The organism is Streptococcus sp. HMSC067A03, from assembly GCF_001814295.1.
In the GTDB taxonomy this organism is placed as follows: domain Bacteria; phylum Bacillota; class Bacilli; order Lactobacillales; family Streptococcaceae; genus Streptococcus; species Streptococcus constellatus.
In genome coordinates this window covers 58536-77941 of record NZ_KV815659.1, presented here as the reverse complement: position 1 = coordinate 77941, position 19406 = coordinate 58536, and the positions used below count along the sequence as shown (strand labels likewise).

General features: G+C 37.1%; 23 protein-coding genes and 1 pseudogene. 9 read left to right on the top strand and 15 right to left on the bottom strand.

Annotation, left to right across the window (positions count from 1 at the left end; translation table 11 throughout):
* Both HMPREF2963_RS05895 and HMPREF2963_RS09670 read left to right on the top strand, forming a co-directional pair.
* Complete coding sequence (locus tag HMPREF2963_RS05895; protein ID WP_006269378.1) at positions 1–453, top strand: DUF1694 domain-containing protein; 453 nt, start codon at positions 1–3, stop codon at positions 451–453.
* 11 nt (positions 454–464) lie between these two features.
* Positions 465–788 (top strand): annotated as a pseudogene (locus tag HMPREF2963_RS09670) (nuclear transport factor 2 family protein).
* 55 nt (positions 789–843) lie between these two features.
* Here the strand turns inward: HMPREF2963_RS09670 and HMPREF2963_RS05885 are convergent.
* The 6 genes from HMPREF2963_RS05885 to HMPREF2963_RS05860 form a co-directional block, all read right to left on the bottom strand.
* On the bottom strand, positions 844–1593 hold the full coding sequence (locus HMPREF2963_RS05885) for a PHP domain-containing protein (protein WP_006269398.1): 750 nt from the start codon (positions 1591–1593) through the stop codon (positions 844–846).
* Positions 1594–1806: 213 nt separating this feature from the next.
* Positions 1807–3000, bottom strand: a complete 1194-nt coding sequence (locus HMPREF2963_RS05880; protein WP_232565270.1) for an MFS transporter — start codon at positions 2998–3000, stop codon at positions 1807–1809.
* Positions 3001–3115: 115 nt separating this feature from the next.
* The gene (gene asnS, locus HMPREF2963_RS05875; protein ID WP_006269416.1) at positions 3116–4462 is read right to left on the bottom strand and encodes an asparagine--tRNA ligase; all 1347 of its coding nucleotides are present in this window, start codon (positions 4460–4462) and stop codon (positions 3116–3118) included.
* A gap of 78 nt (positions 4463–4540) precedes the next feature.
* Positions 4541–4858, bottom strand: coding sequence for a VOC family protein (locus HMPREF2963_RS05870; RefSeq protein ID WP_070669193.1), 318 nt, complete (start codon positions 4856–4858; stop codon positions 4541–4543).
* A gap of 2 nt (positions 4859–4860) precedes the next feature.
* Entirely contained in the window at positions 4861–6039 is a 1179-nt protein-coding gene (locus HMPREF2963_RS05865; RefSeq protein ID WP_003068958.1) for a pyridoxal phosphate-dependent aminotransferase, read from the bottom strand.
* Positions 6036–6524 carry a cell wall elongation regulator TseB-like domain-containing protein gene (locus HMPREF2963_RS05860; RefSeq protein ID WP_006269373.1) on the bottom strand — a complete coding sequence of 163 codons (489 nt, stop codon included), beginning with the start codon at positions 6522–6524 and terminating at the stop codon, positions 6036–6038. Before HMPREF2963_RS05860 ends, HMPREF2963_RS05865 begins: the two co-directional genes overlap by 4 nt.
* Positions 6525–6608: 84 nt before the next feature.
* Here HMPREF2963_RS05860 and HMPREF2963_RS05855 point away from each other — a divergent pair, with 84 nt between their 5' ends.
* Complete coding sequence (locus tag HMPREF2963_RS05855) at positions 6609–7055, top strand: MarR family winged helix-turn-helix transcriptional regulator (RefSeq protein WP_020997807.1); 447 nt, start codon at positions 6609–6611, stop codon at positions 7053–7055.
* Positions 7056–7121: 66 nt separating this feature from the next.
* Positions 7122–7673 carry an NADPH-dependent FMN reductase gene (locus tag HMPREF2963_RS05850; protein ID WP_006269408.1) on the top strand — a complete coding sequence of 184 codons (552 nt, stop codon included), beginning with the start codon at positions 7122–7124 and terminating at the stop codon, positions 7671–7673.
* A gap of 31 nt (positions 7674–7704) precedes the next feature.
* Here the strand turns inward: HMPREF2963_RS05850 and yaaA are convergent, their stop codons facing one another.
* A complete protein-coding gene (yaaA, locus tag HMPREF2963_RS05845) occupies positions 7705–8448 on the bottom strand; it encodes a peroxide stress protein YaaA (RefSeq protein WP_070669192.1) in 744 nt (247 codons plus the stop codon).
* 113 nt (positions 8449–8561) lie between these two features.
* Between yaaA and HMPREF2963_RS05840 the strand changes: the two genes are divergently transcribed.
* The gene (locus HMPREF2963_RS05840) at positions 8562–9020 is read left to right on the top strand and encodes a DUF1836 domain-containing protein (protein ID WP_006267836.1); all 459 of its coding nucleotides are present in this window, start codon (positions 8562–8564) and stop codon (positions 9018–9020) included.
* Complete coding sequence (gene trhA / locus HMPREF2963_RS05835; RefSeq protein WP_003068940.1) at positions 9004–9651, top strand: PAQR family membrane homeostasis protein TrhA; 648 nt, start codon at positions 9004–9006, stop codon at positions 9649–9651. Before HMPREF2963_RS05840 ends, trhA begins: the two co-directional genes overlap by 17 nt.
* 110 nt (positions 9652–9761) lie before the next feature.
* Here trhA and HMPREF2963_RS05830 read toward each other — a convergent pair whose 3' ends face one another.
* The 8 genes from HMPREF2963_RS05830 to HMPREF2963_RS05795 form a co-directional block, all read right to left on the bottom strand.
* Positions 9762–10718, bottom strand: a complete 957-nt coding sequence (locus HMPREF2963_RS05830) for an ABC transporter permease (protein ID WP_039677137.1) — start codon at positions 10716–10718, stop codon at positions 9762–9764.
* Position 10719: 1 nt separating this feature from the next.
* Complete coding sequence (locus HMPREF2963_RS05825; RefSeq protein ID WP_006269380.1) at positions 10720–11784, bottom strand: ABC transporter permease; 1065 nt, start codon at positions 11782–11784, stop codon at positions 10720–10722.
* Positions 11777–13312 (bottom strand): ABC transporter ATP-binding protein, encoded by a 1536-nt coding sequence (locus tag HMPREF2963_RS05820; RefSeq protein ID WP_039677138.1) that lies wholly within the window; start codon positions 13310–13312, stop codon positions 11777–11779. Before HMPREF2963_RS05820 ends, HMPREF2963_RS05825 begins: the two co-directional genes overlap by 8 nt.
* A 130-nt stretch (positions 13313–13442) precedes the next feature.
* The gene (locus HMPREF2963_RS05815; RefSeq protein ID WP_006269420.1) at positions 13443–14501 is read right to left on the bottom strand and encodes a BMP family lipoprotein; all 1059 of its coding nucleotides are present in this window, start codon (positions 14499–14501) and stop codon (positions 13443–13445) included.
* Between the two features lie 72 nt (positions 14502–14573).
* Positions 14574–14963, bottom strand: coding sequence for a cytidine deaminase (locus HMPREF2963_RS05810; protein WP_003068929.1), 390 nt, complete (start codon positions 14961–14963; stop codon positions 14574–14576).
* Entirely contained in the window at positions 14950–15612 is a 663-nt protein-coding gene (gene deoC, locus HMPREF2963_RS05805) for a deoxyribose-phosphate aldolase (RefSeq protein ID WP_006267712.1), read from the bottom strand. Before deoC ends, HMPREF2963_RS05810 begins: the two co-directional genes overlap by 14 nt.
* An 18-nt stretch (positions 15613–15630) precedes the next feature.
* A complete protein-coding gene (locus HMPREF2963_RS05800) occupies positions 15631–16908 on the bottom strand; it encodes a pyrimidine-nucleoside phosphorylase (RefSeq protein WP_003068925.1) in 1278 nt (425 codons plus the stop codon).
* On the bottom strand, positions 16905–17498 hold the full coding sequence (locus HMPREF2963_RS05795; protein WP_003068923.1) for a class I SAM-dependent methyltransferase: 594 nt from the start codon (positions 17496–17498) through the stop codon (positions 16905–16907). Before HMPREF2963_RS05795 ends, HMPREF2963_RS05800 begins: the two co-directional genes overlap by 4 nt.
* A 95-nt stretch (positions 17499–17593) precedes the next feature.
* Between HMPREF2963_RS05795 and coaA the strand changes: the two genes are divergently transcribed.
* The 3 genes from coaA (at position 17594) to HMPREF2963_RS05780 (ending at position 19393) form a co-directional block, all read left to right on the top strand.
* On the top strand, positions 17594–18514 hold the full coding sequence (gene coaA / locus HMPREF2963_RS05790; protein ID WP_006269389.1) for a type I pantothenate kinase: 921 nt from the start codon (positions 17594–17596) through the stop codon (positions 18512–18514).
* 68 nt (positions 18515–18582) lie between these two features.
* Positions 18583–18819 (top strand): 30S ribosomal protein S20, encoded by a 237-nt coding sequence (rpsT, locus tag HMPREF2963_RS05785; protein WP_006269392.1) that lies wholly within the window; start codon positions 18583–18585, stop codon positions 18817–18819.
* A gap of 64 nt (positions 18820–18883) precedes the next feature.
* Positions 18884–19393 (top strand): DNA topology modulation protein, encoded by a 510-nt coding sequence (locus HMPREF2963_RS05780; RefSeq protein WP_049477276.1) that lies wholly within the window; start codon positions 18884–18886, stop codon positions 19391–19393.
* Positions 19394–19406 lie beyond the last annotated feature (13 nt).

Genomic DNA, 19406 nt, shown 5'->3' with positions numbered 1-19406 from the left:
ATGACAGATATAAACAAAGCAATAATCGAAAAAGCTCAAGGGGGATTAAAATTAAATCCTGATGAGCAAAGAAAATTTTTAGAAACATTTGAAGAACGGGTCATAGCAGAATGTAGCATTGATGAGGCTAATAGTGCTCCTATCTACGATCACTTTAAAGAAATGTTGCAAAAGATTATCTTGGACTATCAGCCTGTAACTGTGAAAATATCTCCTGCGGTCACCAGTCAATATCAAATTTTTTACTTAAAAATAGCAAAAGATCTCGGTTGCAAAGCAACAATCGTGTCTAGTAACTGCAAAAATTCTCCATTTGGATTGGTTATTCATAGCGATCATCCAGTAGAGATTACCGAAAAAGAAATCCTTATCCAATTTTCTGAACTTTTCCAATCAGATTTATCCCAACAAGCAGAAAAGAAACTTTCTTTTTGGAAAAGGTTGTTTCATTAAGGAAGTCGCTAATGACAAATTTAGAAACATTAACCTTGTTCTTTCAAGCGGAAAATCAAAGAGATTAGAAAACTTACCAAAAATTTTTACATACTAAAATCATCTGGGAATTGCATGAGCAAAAGGTTTCTATTATTCATGGAGTAGAAGATTACCTTTATAAGATTCAGCAAGCCTATCGTCATAACACTGTTCAATTTTCCCGTTTACATACTTTTTCAACAGATGAAAATCAGATTGTTACTATTCTCAAAAATGATTTCGGTCAACTATCCTGTGATATTTTTGAATTTGAAAATGGTTTAATTGTCAGAGAATATAAATATTTGCTATGATCATTTTTGAGAAACAAACGTATAAGGCTAGGGAATAATATCCTAGCCTTATTTTTTATAACAACTCTGCTTCGCCTATACCAAATGCCGTCAGGATTTGCTTGATTTGGTCGAAATTCAAGCGAAAATGTTCTAACGTATGGGCATCAGAGCCAACAGAATACTTTGTTCCGCCCAATTCTTTCACCAAAGATAGAGCATAGATATAAATATCTTCGTGATTATAGAGATACATAGACTTGCAATTCAGTTCAAAAGCCAAGTTGTGCTCTATCATTTTCTGAAAAAGGGCACGAAGTTGAGGTTCAAAGTTTTTTAGTTCTTCAACTGTCACATTAAACTTGCGAAAACCATAGTCAAAATGAGCCAAAACATGAGCCGGAATACTTTCAATGGCTTCTTCTAATTCTTTTAAATAATCTGGAATCCATTGCATTTTTTCCAATTGCAAAACAGGAGCTTCTAAGTAATCGAATTTCCCATTGTGATGAACAGATAAAAGTTTCAAATCATAATCTTTATCTTCTAAAAAAGCCAAAGTATCTTTCTTACGTGGTCCATAATAGCCTATTTCAATTCCTTTTTTGATTCGATTTCCATATTTCTTATTGAGAAAAGCTATTTTTCTAGAATAAGACTTATAATCAGGAATATCATCGTGAGGAGAGCCTGCATTATACGGATAGGGATTAGATAAATCCAGATGTTCAGTCGTTACAATTTCTCCATCATAATGTTCCAAGTAATCTCTAAAATCAGTATCTGAATCGTAAGAAAAGTAAGTATGAAGATGATTGTCACGCATAATATTTTTCCTCCTATCGTTCCATTAAATTATACCGGAAACTTAAAAAATATCGTTTCTAGTTCCATTATCTCTTTCTATGGTCTATGAATAGTAATACCGTCATTTACAATTCCTTACCACAAAGATTGATTAAGTAACAAACCAATCTGTCCATGAAATTTAGCTCATAAAACTTATATTTTATCAATAAATATAGCCTAAGGTAAAAAATTAATTTTCGATTGTTTTCAGCTGTTTACGAATCCTTTGTAAAACGATAATTAAAGGTAGTACTAACACTATCAGTACCGTTCCCAAACCAATAAAAGTCGAATTGAAGCCAAAACTGTCAATCAGCCAACCAACAATCGGAAAAATGATAATCATGCTTAAACTGAACATCATTGAAGTAACGCTTAACATGGTCGCTCTGACTGAGTTTGGTAAATACTGTTGCAAATCATTGTAAAAAATCGGTTGATACATGGCATACAAAGCATTTGTCGCTAAATAAACAAGGATATACATAAATGGAGTTTCCAAAAACGACAGAATATAAGCTCCCCCTGTTAAACTGACAACTACTGGAAAAATCCGAAAAGAATGCCATGTTTTCCCAATCTTACTGGCGATAGAAACTGCCAAAATATTTAAGACGCTGCCAATTAACATAACTGTCGAAATTTGCCATCCAGCTAAATCTGGTAATTGTTTTTGATAGTAAAAATAAAACATACACATCATTGTTCCAACGAATTGGAAAATCATCATCCACGCAAAAAGACTCGGACTACTTTTCATTTCTTCTTTTACCGTCAGGATTATTTTCTTCATCGTAACCACTTTATCTGTTTGCCTTTTCATATCTGGTTCCTTTATTAACCAAATCAAGATTAAAACAACAATCGAAACTGCAATCATAATATAATAAGTGACATACAAATATCCATGTACAAACAATCCAGCTAATACTGTTCCTAAAGAAATCGCTGCTTCTGAAACACCTGATATCAAGCTTGATAGTTTCAAATAACAATCTTTTAAGTCCGCTTCTACTGCAGAATCATATAAAAGTGCAGAGCTCGTTCCTGAATCAAAATTATAGGACAAAGCATTGAAAATCATTGCCAGAGCATAAATCCAAAAGTTTCCCTGCCCTATCAACATCAAAATAGATGACAAAATACTTGTTAAACGGCTGATATACAGATTAGCCTTATAAGAAAACCTGTCTGCTAACATACCTGACGGAATTTCAAAAATGATCCCAGTTGCATGAAAAATACTCTCTAACAGACCAATTTGCAGTAAAGACATCCTGTTTTGGCTGAGAAATAAAATCCAAAAACTTGTAATACCTAAAAATCCTAGAAACTCCACTCCAGCCATGAGAGGAATATTTCTTTTGTAACTTCTCCTAAACATAAACATATTTTTTCCTTGAATAAGAACAAACTGAACATTTCGTCTCATTTTCTTACTTAGTCGTTTTCCATATATTTTATTTCTAAAAAAACGCCAACAGGCGTTTTTACATTTCTTAAGGTTCAATTCTGTGAAGCATGCGTGGAAACGGAATGGCTTCACGAATGTGTTTCGTTCCTGCAACAAATGTCACCATTCTCTCCAAACCAAGTCCAAATCCAGCATGAGGAACCGAACCATATTTACGCAAATCAAGGTAAAAGGCATAATCATCAGGATTGAGACCGTTTTCCTTAATCTTCATTAGTAGTTTTTCATAATTTTCTTCACGGGCTGAACCACCAATAATTTCACCATAACCTTCTGGCGCCAAAAGGTCTGCACAAAGCACGCGGTCCTCATTTTCAGGCACAGGCTTCATGTAGAAAGCCTTAAAACTAGCAGGGTAGTTCACAACGAAAGTTGGAAGACCGAAATAGTTTGAAATCCACGTTTCATGTGGTGACCCAAAATCATCTCCACGTTCGATGTGTTCATACTCTGCATCTTCATCATTTTCATGTTCTTGCAAAAGGTCAATTACTTCATCGTAAGAAATGCGTTTGAATGGTTCAGTTGCATATTTTTTAAGCAAATCTGTATCGCGTTCCAACATTTCAAGTGCATGTGGTGCACGATCCAAAACCCCTTGAATCAGAGCCTTCACATAAGCCTCTTGAAGATCAAGCGATTCTTCATGTGTAACAAATGGATATTCTGCATCCATCATCCAGAATTCTGTCAAATGGCGACGTGTTTTGGATTTTTCAGCACGGAAAACCGGACCAAAGTCAAATACACGACCAAGTGCCATAGCACCAGCTTCTAAGTAAAGCTGTCCAGATTGACTTAAAAAGGCAGGAGTTCCAAAATAATCTGTTTCAAAAAGCTCTGTTGAATCTTCCGCTGCATTCCCTGATAAAATCGGACTATCAAATTTGATAAAGCCGTTCCGGTCAAAGAACTCATAGGAAGCATAGATAATCGCGTTGCGAATCTGCATAATTGCCATTTGCTTGCGCGACCGAAGCCATAAATGACGGTGATCCATCAAAAAGTCTGTTCCGTGTTCTTTCGGTGTAATTGGGTAATCAACCGATGTAGCAATAATTTCAAGGTCAGTAACATCAAGTTCATAACCAAATTTTGAACGTTCATCTTCTTTGACAATACCAGTCACATAGACTGAAGTCTCTTGACTGATATGCTTAATTGTATTGAATTTTTCAAGCCCAGCTTCTTCACCAAATTTTTCAAGAAAGTTCGGTTTAAAAGCTACACCTTGGAAAAAGGCAGAGCCATCACGCAATTGGAGAAAGGCAATCTTTCCTTTTCCTGATTTGTTGGCAACCCAAGCACCGATAGTGACTTCTTCACCAATATGCTTTGGGACGTCAATAATGCTTACTAATTCTCTAGACATTCATTCATTTCTCTTTTCTTTTATTTTTTTATGATAAACAGTCTCAATATTGTTTCCATCTGGATTAATGATATAAGCTTAAGCTGCATAATAGCCAGCATGATAGTGGCTACGTTCACCGGGAGCACCATTATCCTTGCCACCAGCTGCCAAGGCCGCTTGATAGAAGTTATCAATTTCCTGAGGATTTTGAGCACTGAAGACAAAATGCTCAAGCTCTTGCTGACCAATATTCAACCAAAAATCACCGGTAGGATCCGCATTTTTTGGCTCTGAGAAACTTGCTACCCACTCGTTATCAAATTGAAGACGATAATTTAAAGGAGCTAAAGCTGCTTGATAAAAGAGTTTGCTAGCTTCTAAATCCTTTCCTTTGATACCAAAATGAGCAATCATTTTTATTTCTCCATGAAAGTTCTAATGCGACGAACAGCTTCTTTCAGAGTAGCCATATCTGTCGCATAGCTGAGACGAACATTCTCTGGTGCACCAAAGCCAGCACCCGTGACCAATGCAACACCTACTTCTTCTAGGATAGCTGTTGTAAACTCTGTTACATCTGTATAGCCTTTCATTTCCATTGCTTTTTTAACATTTGGAAAAAGGTAAAAAGCTCCCTGAGGTTTTACAACATCAAATCCTGGTACTTCGGAAAGCAAAGGGTAAATGGTATTAAGACGTTCTTCAAAGGCTTGTCGCATGATTTCAACAGTATCTTGAGGACCAGTTAAAGCCTCAATAGCAGCATACTGTGTTGCAGTCGTAGGATTTGAAGTTGTTTGTCCAGCAATCTTGCTCATGGCTGCAATAATATCAGGATCTCCAACAGCATAACCAAGCCGCCAGCCTGTCATTGAATACGACTTAGACACACCATTGATCACAATTGTTTGCTTGCGGATCGCTTCAGATAGACTCGAAATTGGTGTGAATTCATTTCCATTGTAAACCAAACGACCATAAATATCATCTGCCAAAATGAGAATGTCGTGCTCTACAGCCCAATTACCTATCGCCAACAACTCCTTAGCTGTATAAATCATTCCCGTTGGATTGGAAGGAGAATTGAGCACCAAAACTTTCGTTTTCTCTGTCCGTGCAGACTCTAATTGCTCAACAGTCACTTTGAAATGATTTGCTTCTGTCGCTTGAACAAAAACTGGTATCCCTTCTGCCATCTTAATCTGATCACCATAACTAACCCAACACGGTGTCGGAATAATTGCCTCATCGCCCGGATTGATGACACTCATAAAAAAAGTATAAAGGGAGAACTTTGCCCCCGTCGCAACAGTCACTTGATTTGATTTAATCGTATAACCATAGTATTTTGCAAAATACGCTACAATTGCTTCCTTTAATTCAGGCAGACCACTAGTAACAGTATAAAAGCTAGCTCTACCGTCTTTTATTGCAGAGGCAGCTGCATTTTGGATATTCTTCGGAGTTGGAAAATCTGGCTCTCCCAAAGTCAGCGAAAGGATATCGCGTCCTTGTGCTTTTAAAGCTTTTGCACGCGCTGCTGCTGCTAGTGTCACGCTCTCTTCCATATTTAAAACGCGATTTGATAATATCATAGTCCCTCCTTACTGAGTAACCTTCCAGTTTCAAATTCAACATTGTAATAAGTTGTTCCAGATTTGATTTCCCAAATTGGTTGCTCTTTGATATAGCCAAATGTTACTTTATCAATTTGTTTGGCCCCATTATCTTTAGCGATTTTTTCTGCTTTCTCTTGACTAATTCCTTTAGACAACTCATAAGTATAGATTTTATCACTATCAGCTTCTATCAAAACAGCAAGCTGTGTCTTTTTGCGATTCTTCCCCAAAAGACTATAATAACTCTTTTTGCCATTATAGATAGCAAAGCGATCCACTTTATCCAAATCTGCGTATTGGCGAGCGATTTTACTAGCCGTTTCCTTAGCGGATTGATAAGGAATCATCGATAGATTTAAAATGTAAAGAAAAGAAAAAGTGAGAACAGCTAAAACTATCACGCTTCCGATAATATATTGCCATATAACGAAAATTTTATCATTTTTTCTTCTATTTTTCACTCGTCTATTATACTATAAATAAGGATTTTTTTCTATCTTTTTCTAAAAATTGATTTTATTACTACTTATTGGTAAAATACAGATATGGATAAACTAACAAAACTTTTACAAGAAAATCGTCTTGATTTAAAAACAATGATTGTTTTAAATAAAGCAATTCGTACAATTCGACATTTTGAAAACCAAGCAGCAAAACAACATAACCTTACTCCCACTCAATTTTCCGTCTTAGAAACTCTTTATAGCAAAGGAAACTTACGCATTCAAGACTTAATTGATAAAATGCTTGCTACATCTGGAAATATGACCGTTGTTATTAAAAATATGATACGAAATGGCTGGATTTTTCGGACCTGTGACCCATCTGATCGACGTTCATTTTTAGTCGGATTGACCCCAGAAGGACGTAGCAAAATTGAAGCAGTGCTTCCAGATCATATTCAAAATATCCAGCAAGGACTCAGCATTTTAACAGGGGAAGAGAAAGAAGATTTAATTCAGATTCTAAAAAAATTTAAAAATTTGAGCTAGTTTCTTGCTAACTAGTAATATTTGTTGTAACATGAACAGGTACAAAAGAAAAGGAGAGTGACTTATATGTCTAAAAAAGTACTATTTATTGTCGGGTCTTTTCGTCAAGGCTCATTCAACCATCAATTAGCTGCTCAAGCTGAAAATATCCTTACTGACAAAGCTGAAGTTTCTTATCTTGATTTCAAAGATATTCCATTTTTCAACCAAGATATTGAAAGCCCAGCTCCTGCCGCTGTTGCCAAAGCTCGTGAAGAAATTCTTTCCGCTGACGCTATCTGGATTTTCTCCCCAACTTATAACTGGTCTATTCCAGGTGTTGTTAAGAATCTTCTGGATTGGTTATCACGTGCTCTTGATCTTTCAGATCCTACTGGACCTTCTGCTCTCAACGAAAAGCTTGTAACAGTTTCTTCTGTAGCAAATGGAACTTCTCCAGATGAAGTTTTCAAACATTATCGTAGCCTCCTTCCATTTATTCGCATGAATGTCGTTGAACCATTTACTGGTGTTGCTGTGAATCCAGAAGCTTGGGGAACAGGTCAACTCACAGTTTCTGAAGAAAAACAAGCTGAACTCGCAGCCCAAGCTGAAGCTTTATTAGCAGCAATTAACTAAAAAGAATCCAAAACGGAATGATACGTTTACGTCATTCCGTTTTTTGCTTATTTTCCTTGACAAAAACATAAGTATCTATAGTAGATAAATCTTCTCGAAAAGCAAAGTCTGCAAATTGTAATTGCTTGATTTCCTCTTTCGTTATTATTTGATTTTCAATTAAAGCAGTTAAAAATTGCCCCCGAGCCTTCTTAGAAATAGTTGAGTGAACTTTCAAACTTCCTTCCCTATCTTCTAAAAATTTAAACCGAAGCATCTTATCACGCACAGATTTGGAAAACACCGTCTCAAACTCACTTGATAACAGAGATAAAACCATTTCCTCATCTGAAATAGCTGCATCATAATCATTGCGCCAATAATTTTTCAAGCTTTTGCCAGAAATGGTACATTTCACTAAAAAATCCAATCGATGAGGTGAAATCAACGCCATAGCTGGCATAATACCATATAGACTAGAGGTAATGAGCAAATGATTGTCTATATATCTCAACTCTTTCTCCATTAAATCACTTCTTTTGATATTTCGATACATGAGACCATCAAATAAATGCAAAGCTGGGTAAGTAAGAGCTTGCTCATTTTTTAATTGTTGTAGATGAAGATACTCCTCTTCTGCCCGCTCCAGATTAACATGATAAAGCTTCGCTAACTCTTCAATAGAATACTGTGACAGGCTAGCTACAATTGTTTTTGTTTGCTCTGAAAGAAAACACTTGCCATGCGGTTTAAGGCTAAGATTCATTTCCTTTGCAGTTGGAATTAAAATTTTCATAATCTTATTGTATCAAAAGTTATTTTGCAGAACAAATGATTTTTCTCTTGACACAAGACATTTATTATTATATAATCTAGTTATTAAGACTAGATTATAAAGAGGTGGATATTTTGAAAATCACACAATTCCCAACTTGGGAGGAATTACCTGACTTAGATCTCTATCTTGACCAAGTTCTTCTCTATGTGAATGGTGTAAACGAACAGGCATTTCGTGGTACAGATAAATCTTTAACCGCTGCTATGGTTAATAACTATGTCAAACACGCTCACATTCCAAAACCAATTAAGAAGAAATATAATCGTATCCAGATTGCTCGATTGATTGTATTGACAACTTTGAAGCCTGTCTTTCCTATACCAGATATTATCAAAACGATTCAGCTTTTAGTAAACGAAAAGGATTCTGCTACTCTCTACAATGAATTTGTCTACTGTATGCGAGAGGAAAAAACAGATAATACTGCACCTGCTATTGAAGCAGCCTGTCAAACTGTAAAATTATTTCATCAAACGAAAGATCTTGCTTTATCCTTAGAAAGGAGGACAAAAGATGAACCAAACCCTTAAACTTAGCAAGCAGCTGAGTTTTGGTGAAGAAATCGCCAATGCCGTTACTCATGCTATTGGTGCTATCATCATGCTAATTTTACTTCCGATTTCTGCTATTTACAGCTATGAAGAACATGGTATGCTTGCTGCCGTCGGAGTTTCAATTTTTGTCATCAGTTTATTTCTGATGTTTCTTTCTTCAACCATTTACCATTCTATGAGCTATGGTTCTACACACAAGTATATCTTGCGAATCATTGATCATTCGATGATTTATATCGCTATCGCTGGAAGCTATACCCCCGTTGTATTGTCTCTTATGAATAACTGGTTAGGTTACCTTATCATTGGCATTCAATGGGGAACCACCATTTTTGGTATTTTATATAAAATATTTGCTAAAAAAGTTAATGAAAAATTCAGTTTGGCACTGTATCTTATTATGGGATGGTTAGTGATTCTTATCGTTCCCCAAATCATTGGGCAAACAGGACCAGTCTTCTGGGGACTGATGCTGGCTGGAGGACTCTGCTATACTGTTGGTGCAGGATTTTATGCTAAGAAAAAGCCATATTTCCACATGATTTGGCATCTCTTCATCCTAGCAGCATCTGCACTTCAGTATCTTGCAATTGTATATTTTATGTAAGTAACTTTAAAGACAATTATTCTTTTAGAAAGTTTTTCCAAACAGAATAATTGTTTTTTTATAAAAAGAGCCAGGCTACTTTGAAAAGTAACTTGGCTTTTTGCAATAAATTATTTTGATTTGATATAATTAACACCATCTGCTTTTGGTGCAACAGCTTTTCCGAAGAAAGCCGCTAATACGACAATAGTTAGTACATACGGTGCAATTTGCAAATAAACTGCTGGTACGTGTGATAGGAATGGCAATTGACTTCCGATAACAGCTAAACTTTGTGACAGTCCAAAGAAGAGACTTGAAAACATAGCTCCAATTGGGTTCCATTTACCAAAAATCATAGCAGCCAGTGAGATAAAGCCTGGTCCGATAATCGTTGTTGCAGCAAAGTTTACTGAGATAGATTGAGCATAAATCGCACCGCCGACACCGCCAAGGAAACCTGAAATCATCACACCATAATAACGCATGAGATAAACATTGATTCCCAATGTATCAGCCGCTTGTGGGTGCTCCCCTACAGAACGTAAACGCAGCCCAAATTTCGTCTTAAACATAATGAACCAAGCTAGAAAGGCAAATGCTACTGCAATATACCCCATTAGACTGGTATGTTTGAAGAAAATATCTCCAATGACAGGAATATCTGATAATAGCGGAAAGTTAAATTTGCCAAATGATACTTGAATATTATTAGTTTGTCCTTTGTTATAGAAAGCTTTTACCAAGAAAATTGCTAAGGCAGGTGCCATCAAATTGAGCACTGTACCACTAACAACATGATCGGCTCGGAAATTAATCGTTGCAACAGCATGGATAAGAGAGAAAATCAATCCCACAATACCGCCAACTAAAAGTGCCAGCCACGGAGTTAAATTTCCAAAAGTATTGACAAAGGTAAGGTTAAAGACAACTCCTGAAAAAGCCCCCATTACCATAATACCTTCGAGTCCGACATTGACAATTCCTGCATGCTCAGAATAAGCTCCACCAATACTTGTAAAAATCAAAGGTGCTGCATAAATCAGCATAGAGGAAACTAATAGACTTAACATCGTTACAAAATTCATCTTATTTTCCTCCCTTGACTTTTGCTTGTTTTCTTGGTTTGATAAAGTGTTCAATAATATAATGAATACTTACGAAGAAAATAATAGACGCTGTTACAATATTTACCAACTCAGCCGGAATCGTTGCGGTATTCATACCTGGAGCACCGACTTGGAGTACTGCAAATAAGAAGGCTGCAAATGGAATACCAATTGGTGAATTGCTAGCTAATAAACTAACGGCCATACCATTAAATCCGACAGCAAGAGAACTTCCTTGTACATAGATGTTTTGGAATGTTCCTAGTCCTTCGACAACACCTCCGACACCAGCAAGCGCGCCTGAGATAATCATTGAAAGAATAATCGTTCTTTTAGCAGACATCCCTGCATACTCACTCGCATTTGGGTTTAGTCCGACAGAGCGGATTTCAAAGCCAAGTGTTGTTTTTTTCAACATAAACCAGATAAGAACAACTGCAATGATTGCAAAGAAGATTCCGATGTTCATCCGTGAATTGTTTGTCAACGCTCGCAACCACTCTGTTTGATAGGTTGCATTTGCTCCAACTTTAATACTTGAATCAATACTTTGCATGACACTCTTGGGGAAACTATGAATCATTGCATTTCCAACATAAAGAACAATGTAGTTCATCATGATCGTTACAATAACTTCACTCGTTCCTAAGTAAGCACGAAGAATACCAGGAATTGCTCCAATAATCCCACCGGCTACTGCTGCAATAACAACTGTCGCAAGAATCATAATCGGACGTGGAAGGTTCGGAAACGAAAGTGCAAACCAGCCGCTCAAAATCCAACCTGCTAAAGCTTGTCCAGGCAAACCAACATTAAAGAATCCAGCTCGACTTGCCACTGCAAATCCAAGAGCAATTAAAATAAGTGGACCCATTGCACGGAAAATTTCTCCAATATTACGAACGGTACCAAAGGCTGCTTTGAACAATTCTTCGTAGCCCCAAATAGCATCATATCCAAAAATCCACATGACAATGGCGCCCAGCAAAATCCCAAGAACAACGGAAATCAAAGGCACTGCAATTTGCTGTGTTTTCTTAGTCATTTGAATCTCCCTTCTTAATTTCACCACCAGCCATCAAGATACCTAACTCTTGCTTATTGGTTTCAGCAGGGGTTACAATGCCTTGAATTTTACCATCATGGATAACAGCGATACGGTCTGAAACATTCAAAATTTCATCCAATTCAAAGCTGACAACAAGTACTGCTTTCCCCTTATCGCGCTCTTCAATCAAACGTTTGTGAATATATTCAATCGCCCCAACATCAAGTCCACGAGTTGGTTGACTAACGATTAAAAGATCTGGATTACGATCGATTTCACGAGCAATAATCGCTTTTTGCTGATTTCCTCCTGAAAGTGCAGATGCTGGAACAGTTTCACTTGCAGCACGAACATCAAATTCCTCCATTAATTTGCGTGCATAAGAAGTGATATTATTATAATTTAAGATGCCATTTTTGCTTAATGGCTCCTTGTAATAAGTTTGCAAAGCCATATTTTCAGACAGCATCATCTCCAGTACTAAGCCATCACGATGCCGATCTTCAGGAACGTGGCTGACTTGCATTTCGGTAATCTTCCTTGGAGATAGACCAACGACTTCTTCGCCTTTTATAGTAATACTTCCTGATTTTACTTTCCGAAGGCCTGTGATTGCTTGAATTAGCTCACTTTGTCCATTTCCATCAATCCCAGCAATTCCGACAATTTCACCAGCTCGCACATCCAAAGACAAATTTTTAACAGCAGGCACACCACGATTTTCATTAACGATCAAATCTTTAATGGATAGAATAACTTCCTTAGGGTCTGATGCTATTTTTTCTGTCGTAAAGGATACCGAACGCCCAACCATCATTTCAGCAAGATCTTTATTCGTTGCTCCACCAATCTCAACAGTTTGAATACTTTTACCACGACGGATAACGGTGACACGATCTGAAACAGCACGAATTTCATCCAATTTGTGCGTAATCAAAATGATGGATTTTCCTTCCTTAACTAGATTTTTCATGATATGCTCTAGTTCTTCAATTTCTGAAGGAGTTAATACTGCGGTTGGTTCGTCAAAAATCAGGATATCAGCGCCACGATACAAGGTCTTTAAGATTTCAACACGCTGTTGCGCACCAACTGAAATATCTTCGACTTTTGCTGTAGGATCTACAGCAAGACCATATTTTTCAGATAGCTCCTTGATATCTTTGATTGCTTTCCTAATGTCTAAAACACCATTTTTCGTCGTTTCACTCCCCAAAATAATGTTTTCAGCAACCGTAAAAGCCTCTACCAACATAAAATGTTGGTGAACCATTCCGATTCCTAAAGATGCTGATTTTGATGGAGAATCAATTGTTACTGACTTTCCATTCACAGTAATCTCACCACTTGTTGGCTCAAGCAAGCCCGCCAACATATTCATCAGAGTGGACTTCCCCGCTCCGTTTTCTCCTAAAAGTGCATGAATTTCACCACGTCTTAGATTAAGGTTAATTTTGTCATTTGCGACAAATTCACCAAAAATCTTGGTTATTTCATGCATTTCAATGACATTTTCATGTGCCATATGATTAAATTCCTTTCAGAAATTATTTTATTTCAGTAAAACTCACTAAAAGATTAGCCAGCTTTACTGAGACAAAAGCTGTCTCAATCTCAAAAAAGCGACCCACGAAGGTCGCTTCTTGAGTGTCAGATTACTTATCTGTAGGAACTTTAATACTTCCATCAAGGATTTTTGCTTTTGCATCTTCTACTGCTTTTTTAGCTTCAGCAGACAAATTCTTAGTTGTTAAATCTACACCTTTATCTTTCAAACCATAAGTTGTAGTTTTACCTCCAGGGAACTTACCTTTTGCTGTTTTGTTAGCAATATCTTTTACAGTACCACCAACTTGTTTCAGAGTAGAAGCTAAAACAAAATTAGATTCTTTGCCATCTTTAGATTTGTATTTACCTTCTTCGTTTTGGTCACGGTCAACACCAATAACCCAAACTTTTTCAGATTCATTTCTAGTTTCATTGATGGATTTTGCTTCGTTGAATACACCTGCACCAGTACCACCGGCTACCTGGTAAACAATATCTGCACCAGCTGCATATTGAGCAGCTGCAATGGTTTTACCTTTTGCTGCATCACTAAAGCTTTCCGCATATTTCACATCAATCTTAATAGATGGATCAACAGATTTCACACCTGCTTCAAAACCTTTTTCAAAGCGAGTCAAAACAGCACCTTTAATACCACCAACAAAGCCAATTTTCTTGGTTTTAGTTGTTTTTGCTGCAGCCACACCTGCAAGGTAAGCAGCTTCATTATCAGCAAATAAAGCAGAAGCTACGTTCTTATGACCTTTAATCTCATCATCAATGATAACATAGTTCGTATCAGAATGATCCTTTGCTGCTGCTTCTACAGCGTTACGAAGAGCAAAACCAATACCAAAGACCAACTTGTAATTACCAGAAGCTGCCTGCTCAAGGTTAGTAGCATATTCTGATTCATTAGTAGATTGAAAATAAGTGAAGCCATGGTCTTTTGTCAAACCATTTTCTTTACCCCAAGCTTGCAAACCTTCCCAAGCTGATTGGTTAAACGATTTATCATCTACACCACCTGTATCTGTTACAATTGCAGCTTTCAAATCTGTCTTTGCATCTTTATTGCTTGATTTAGATGCACGGTTACCACATGCAGCAAGTCCGATTGCTGCGACAGCTACTAGACCAAGGCCTAGCCATTGTTTCTTGTTCATCTCTGAACCTCCTAAATAAGATGTGCAACAAAGTTGCAAAATTAACTTTGGTCAAATGACCATTTTTACCAACTACTCCAAGTTAGTAAAAGAATACGGAAGTAATTCCCTGACCGTCATCACGACCGTCGATTTATCTTTGGCAACAAGTGTTACCTTTAAATTCTGCGGAAAAAATTCTGCCATTACTTGACGACAAGCTCCACACGGAGAAACGGGCTTTTGAGTTTCACCATAAACGATTAATTCCTCAAACTCCGTAACACCTTCTGAAATAGCCTTAAATATGGCTGTCCGCTCACCGCAGTTCGTCAGACCAAAACTAGCATTTTCAATGTTTACGCCTGTAAAAATCTGACCATTTTTAGCTACTAGTACAGCGCCAATCGGAAAATGAGAATAAGGAACGTAAGCTTTTTTACTTGTCTCAATCGCTAGATCAATCAACTCAGTAGTCGCCACTAGCTTTTTCTCCTTTCATAATGGCTACACCAGAAGAAGCTCCGATACGCGTTGCGCCTGCTTCAATAAATGCAACTGCATCTTCATACGAACGAGCCCCACCTGAAGCTTTAACACCCATATCTGGACCCACTGTCTTTCTCATCAATGCTACATCATGAACAGTAGCTCCACCTGTTGAAAATCCAGTTGAAGTTTTTACAAAGTCTGCACCAGCTTTTTGGGCTAACTGACACGCTACAACTTTTTCTTCATCAGTTAACAAACAAGTTTCGATAATTACTTTTACCAGTGTGTCACCGCTTGCTTCCACAACAGCAGCAATATCTTCTTCTACCAACACCAGATTTTGAGATTTCAAAGCACCAATATTGATAACCATGTCTACTTCGTCTGCTCCGTTCTTAATGGCATCTTTTGCCTCAAAAGCTTTTACAGCAGGTGTATTTGCACCCAAAGGGAAACCAATAACAGTACAAACCTTAACATCTGTATCTCGTAATCCTTCTGCTGCAAAACTGACCCATGTTGGATTAACACAAACACTTGCAAAATCATATTCTCTTGCTTCTTCAATCAATTTTTCAATTTGCTCTTGGTGAGCATCTGGCTTTAAAAGCGTATGATCTATATATTTATTTAACTTCATTTTCGGTTCTCCTGTAAGTTAAGCGATTACTTCAATAATCTCTTGAACTTTTTTCGGCTCATTACTTATTTTAACATTTTTTTTGAATTCTGTAACTAGTTCTTGTGAAATTTTTTCATTTGCATAAATTTTTGCGACAATTTCATCGATTTTGACCGGCTCTCCGACTTTCTTTTCAAAAACAATTCCTGTTTCAAAGTCTAATGCATCAGATTTCACAGCTCGACCTGCGCCCAGCCGCATAGCAAATAAACCAAACTCCATCGCTGGTAATTCAGAAATATAACCCGCTTCATCTGCAGTCACTTCTACAACGTATTTTGCTGATGAAGGGCGATACAAATCTTCTAAATCGCCACCTTGTGCAACAACCATGGCTTCAAATTTTTGCAGTGCCGATCCATCAAATAGATGTTCCCGCACTTCTTTTACAGTTTTTTCAACATTTGCTAAGCCAAGCATGATTTGACCTAATTCACAAATAAATTCTGTTACATCTTCTCGTCCTTTTCCTTGCAGGATATCCAAAGCTTCAAGGATTTCCAAACGATTACCAATGCTAGTTCCCAGAGGTTGGCTCATATCAGTAATAACTGCTGTCGTCCTACGCCCAACCGCCTTTCCTAAATCAACCATAGTACGAGCTAGAGCACGCGCATCTTCTAGATTTTTCATAAATGCGCCTTCCCCAACTGTCACGTCTAACAAAATGCTATCCGCACCAGCTGCAATTTTCTTGCTCATAACAGAACTTGCAATCAGAGGAATCGTATCGACGGTAGCTGTCACATCACGCAAAGCATAAAGTAACTTATCAGCTTTCACCAACTGATTTGACTGACCAATAACGGACAATCCGATATCCTGCACTTGTTTAATAAATTCTTCTTGGCTGCGCTCAATCTGAAATCCTTTAATGGATTCTAGTTTATCAAGTGTTCCTCCTGTATGACCGAGTCCACGACCACTCATTTTAGCAACAGGCACGCCAAAACTAGCCACCAATGGTACTAACACCAGTGTCACTTTGTCGCCTACACCTCCGGTCGAATGTTTATCAACCTTGATTCCAGAAATAGCTGACAAATCAATTTGCTGACCTGTGCCTACCATGGTCATCGTCAAATCAGAAATCTCGCGAGTACTCATGCCTTTAAAATATACTGCCATTGCAAAAGCCGACATCTGATAATCGGGCACGGTTCCGGCAACATATCCTTCGATTAACCACTTAATTTCATCGCTGGTTAATTCTAAGCCATCCCGCTTTTTCTGAATAACATCAACTGTTCTCATATTTCCTTCCTACTTCTAAGGATATAATATCCCTTATCTTTTTTTAAAATTTCGCAATTTCCAAATACTTCTTCCATCTTAGCTTTTGCACTTGGCGCTCCCTGTTTTTTTTGAATAACAATCGTCAAGTCACCTCCGTCTAGTAAGTGCGCATGGCTTCCTGCAATCACCTCATGAACAATCTGTTTCCCAGCTCGAATCGGTGGATTGCTGATAATATGATGAAATCTCCCTTCTACATTTTGATAAATATTAGATTGAAAAATCGTAGCTAGAACTTGATTACGATCAGCATTTTGGCGAGCTAAATCAAGAGCACGCTGATTTATATCAACAAGGGTCGCCTTGACTTCTTTAGCCTTGACTAAAGTAAGTCCTAATGTTCCATAGCCACAACCAACATCTAATACGCTTTCTTGCTTATGAAAATCAAGACACTTTAAAAGCGTTTGACTTCCATAATCAATCATTTTCTTACTAAAGACGCCGGCGTCAGTCAAGAAAGTCATATTTTGTCCCAGAAGTTGAACGTTCAGTTCGTGAATATCATGTTCTGCATCTGGATTTTCTGCGAAATACATTTTAGTCATAAAACTATTTTAACATAAAGACCTTTTATTTGTAAACCGTTTACAATTTGTTTAAAATTATGATATACTAATGGTCATATTAATAGGAGTCCTCTATGAATAACGAATTTATCCATTTTGAAAAAATTAGTCGAAAAACTTGGCAAAACTTACATCGCAAAACAACTCCACCTTTAACGCAAAAAGAGCTAAATTCCATCAAAAGTTTCAATGATAAGATTAGCCTTCAAGATGTAACAGATGTTTATCTTCCCTTGACCAATCTCATCCAAATTTATAAGCGCTCAAAAGAAGATTTAGCATTTTCAAAAGGTATTTTTTTACAGAAAGCTATCAAACGCCAACCGTTTATTATCGGTGTCTCTGGCAGCGTTGCTGTTGGAAAATCTACTACCAGTCGGCTCTTGCAAATCCTTTTATCTAGAACATTTTCAAATGCTACTGTTGAATTGGTGACGACGGACGGATTTCTTTATCCAAATGCTCACTTGCAGGAGCAAAATCTTCTCAAGCGCAAAGGCTTTCCAGAAAGCTATAATATGGGGCTCTTGCTTGACTTTTTGGACAATATCAAAAATGGAAAGGATTATCAAATTCCTGTTTATTCTCATGAAATTTATGATATTGTTCCAGACGAAAAACAGTATGTTACAGCCGCAGATTTTGTCATCGTTGAAGGTATCAATGTTTTTCAAAATCCACAAAATGAACGTCTCTACATGACGGATTTCTTTGATTTTTCGATTTACGTGGATGCAGAAGTTGAAAATATCGAAACTTGGTATCTGGATCGTTTTAAAAAATTGCTCACTTTAGCAAAAGAAGAGCCAACTAACTATTATCATCCTTTCACTTCTCAGCCAGAAAACAAAGTCATGGAATTTGCTCAAAATGTCTGGAAATCTATTAATCTTGTCAATTTACAGGATTATATTGAACCCACACGCAACCGAGCCGAAATTATTCTTCATAAAACAGCAAATCATGAAATTGATGAAATTTATCTTAAAAAATAAAAAGGCTTGTCAAATTTCAACTTTTCATATATAATTAGATAGTTAGTATATCATTGGAGGTGAAAACATTGGCAAATATTAAATCAGCTATCAAACGCGCTGAATTAAACGTTAAACAAAACGAAAAAAACTCAGCTCAAAAATCAGCTATGCGTTCTGCAATTAAAGCATTTGAAGCAAATCCTTCTGAAGAACTTTTCCGCGCTGCAAGCTCAGCTATCGATAAAGCAGAAACTAAAGGTTTGATTCATAAAAACAAAGCGAGCCGCGATAAAGCACGTCTTGCTACAAAACTTGCAAAATAATCTGCATAACGTAAAAAAGAGCTCAATGGAGCTTTTTTTGTTGCTGAAAACAGAAAGGCTAGACATGAAAATTACAATCATTGGTTATTCTGGATCGGGAAAATCTACTTTAACGACCAAATTAGCCCAGTATTACTCTATTCCCAAATTGCATTTAGACACACTGCAGTTTCTACCCAATTGGGAAATGAGTGACCGCAGCTGGATGCAAGAGCAAGTTAAAGGATTTTTAGAAGCCAAAGAAAACTGGGTGATAGACGGAAACTACAGCTCCTGCTGCTATGAAGAGAGAATGAAACAAGCAGACCGAATTATTTTTTTAAATTTCTCACGTTGGAGTTGTCTCTATCGTGCTTTTAAGCGTTATCTGATTTATCGTGGCAAAAATCGCGATAGTACGGCAAAGGGGTGCATTGAAAAATTTGATTGGGAATTTATCCGCTGGATTCTACATGACGGGCGAACGATAAACATTCGCACACGTTATGAAAAACTTCAAAAAATGTACGCTTCTAAATGGATAACCCTTCACAATCAAAAGGAACTAGATAACTTTTTAGCACAATTTTCATAAAAAACAAGAGCTA

Excerpts from the sequence above, each read along its gene's own strand:
- HMPREF2963_RS05895 (WP_006269378.1), top strand. The coding sequence starts at position 1 with ATGACAGATATAAACAAAGCAATAATCGAAAAAGCTCAAGGGGGATTA.
- HMPREF2963_RS05885 (WP_006269398.1), bottom strand. The coding sequence starts at position 1,593 with ATGCGTGACAATCATCTTCATACTTACTTTTCTTACGATTCAGATACT.
- HMPREF2963_RS05880 (WP_232565270.1), bottom strand. The coding sequence starts at position 3,000 with ATGTTTAGGAGAAGTTACAAAAGAAATATTCCTCTCATGGCTGGAGTG.
- asnS (WP_006269416.1), bottom strand. The coding sequence starts at position 4,462 with ATGTCTAGAGAATTAGTAAGCATTATTGACGTCCCAAAGCATATTGGT.
- HMPREF2963_RS05870 (WP_070669193.1), bottom strand. The coding sequence starts at position 4,858 with ATGATTGCTCATTTTGGTATCAAAGGAAAGGATTTAGAAGCTAGCAAA.
- HMPREF2963_RS05865 (WP_003068958.1), bottom strand. The coding sequence starts at position 6,039 with ATGATATTATCAAATCGCGTTTTAAATATGGAAGAGAGCGTGACACTA.
- HMPREF2963_RS05855 (WP_020997807.1), top strand. The coding sequence starts at position 6,609 with ATGGATAAACTAACAAAACTTTTACAAGAAAATCGTCTTGATTTAAAA.
- HMPREF2963_RS05850 (WP_006269408.1), top strand. The coding sequence starts at position 7,122 with ATGTCTAAAAAAGTACTATTTATTGTCGGGTCTTTTCGTCAAGGCTCA.
- yaaA (WP_070669192.1), bottom strand. The coding sequence starts at position 8,448 with ATGAAAATTTTAATTCCAACTGCAAAGGAAATGAATCTTAGCCTTAAA.
- trhA (WP_003068940.1), top strand. The coding sequence starts at position 9,004 with ATGAACCAAACCCTTAAACTTAGCAAGCAGCTGAGTTTTGGTGAAGAA.
- HMPREF2963_RS05830 (WP_039677137.1), bottom strand. The coding sequence starts at position 10,718 with ATGAATTTTGTAACGATGTTAAGTCTATTAGTTTCCTCTATGCTGATT.
- HMPREF2963_RS05825 (WP_006269380.1), bottom strand. The coding sequence starts at position 11,784 with ATGACTAAGAAAACACAGCAAATTGCAGTGCCTTTGATTTCCGTTGTT.
- HMPREF2963_RS05820 (WP_039677138.1), bottom strand. The coding sequence starts at position 13,312 with ATGGCACATGAAAATGTCATTGAAATGCATGAAATAACCAAGATTTTT.
- HMPREF2963_RS05815 (WP_006269420.1), bottom strand. The coding sequence starts at position 14,501 with ATGAACAAGAAACAATGGCTAGGCCTTGGTCTAGTAGCTGTCGCAGCA.
- deoC (WP_006267712.1), bottom strand. The coding sequence starts at position 15,612 with ATGAAGTTAAATAAATATATAGATCATACGCTTTTAAAGCCAGATGCT.
- HMPREF2963_RS05800 (WP_003068925.1), bottom strand. The coding sequence starts at position 16,908 with ATGAGAACAGTTGATGTTATTCAGAAAAAGCGGGATGGCTTAGAATTA.
- HMPREF2963_RS05795 (WP_003068923.1), bottom strand. The coding sequence starts at position 17,498 with ATGACTAAAATGTATTTCGCAGAAAATCCAGATGCAGAACATGATATT.
- coaA (WP_006269389.1), top strand. The coding sequence starts at position 17,594 with ATGAATAACGAATTTATCCATTTTGAAAAAATTAGTCGAAAAACTTGG.
- HMPREF2963_RS05780 (WP_049477276.1), top strand. The coding sequence starts at position 18,884 with ATGAAAATTACAATCATTGGTTATTCTGGATCGGGAAAATCTACTTTA.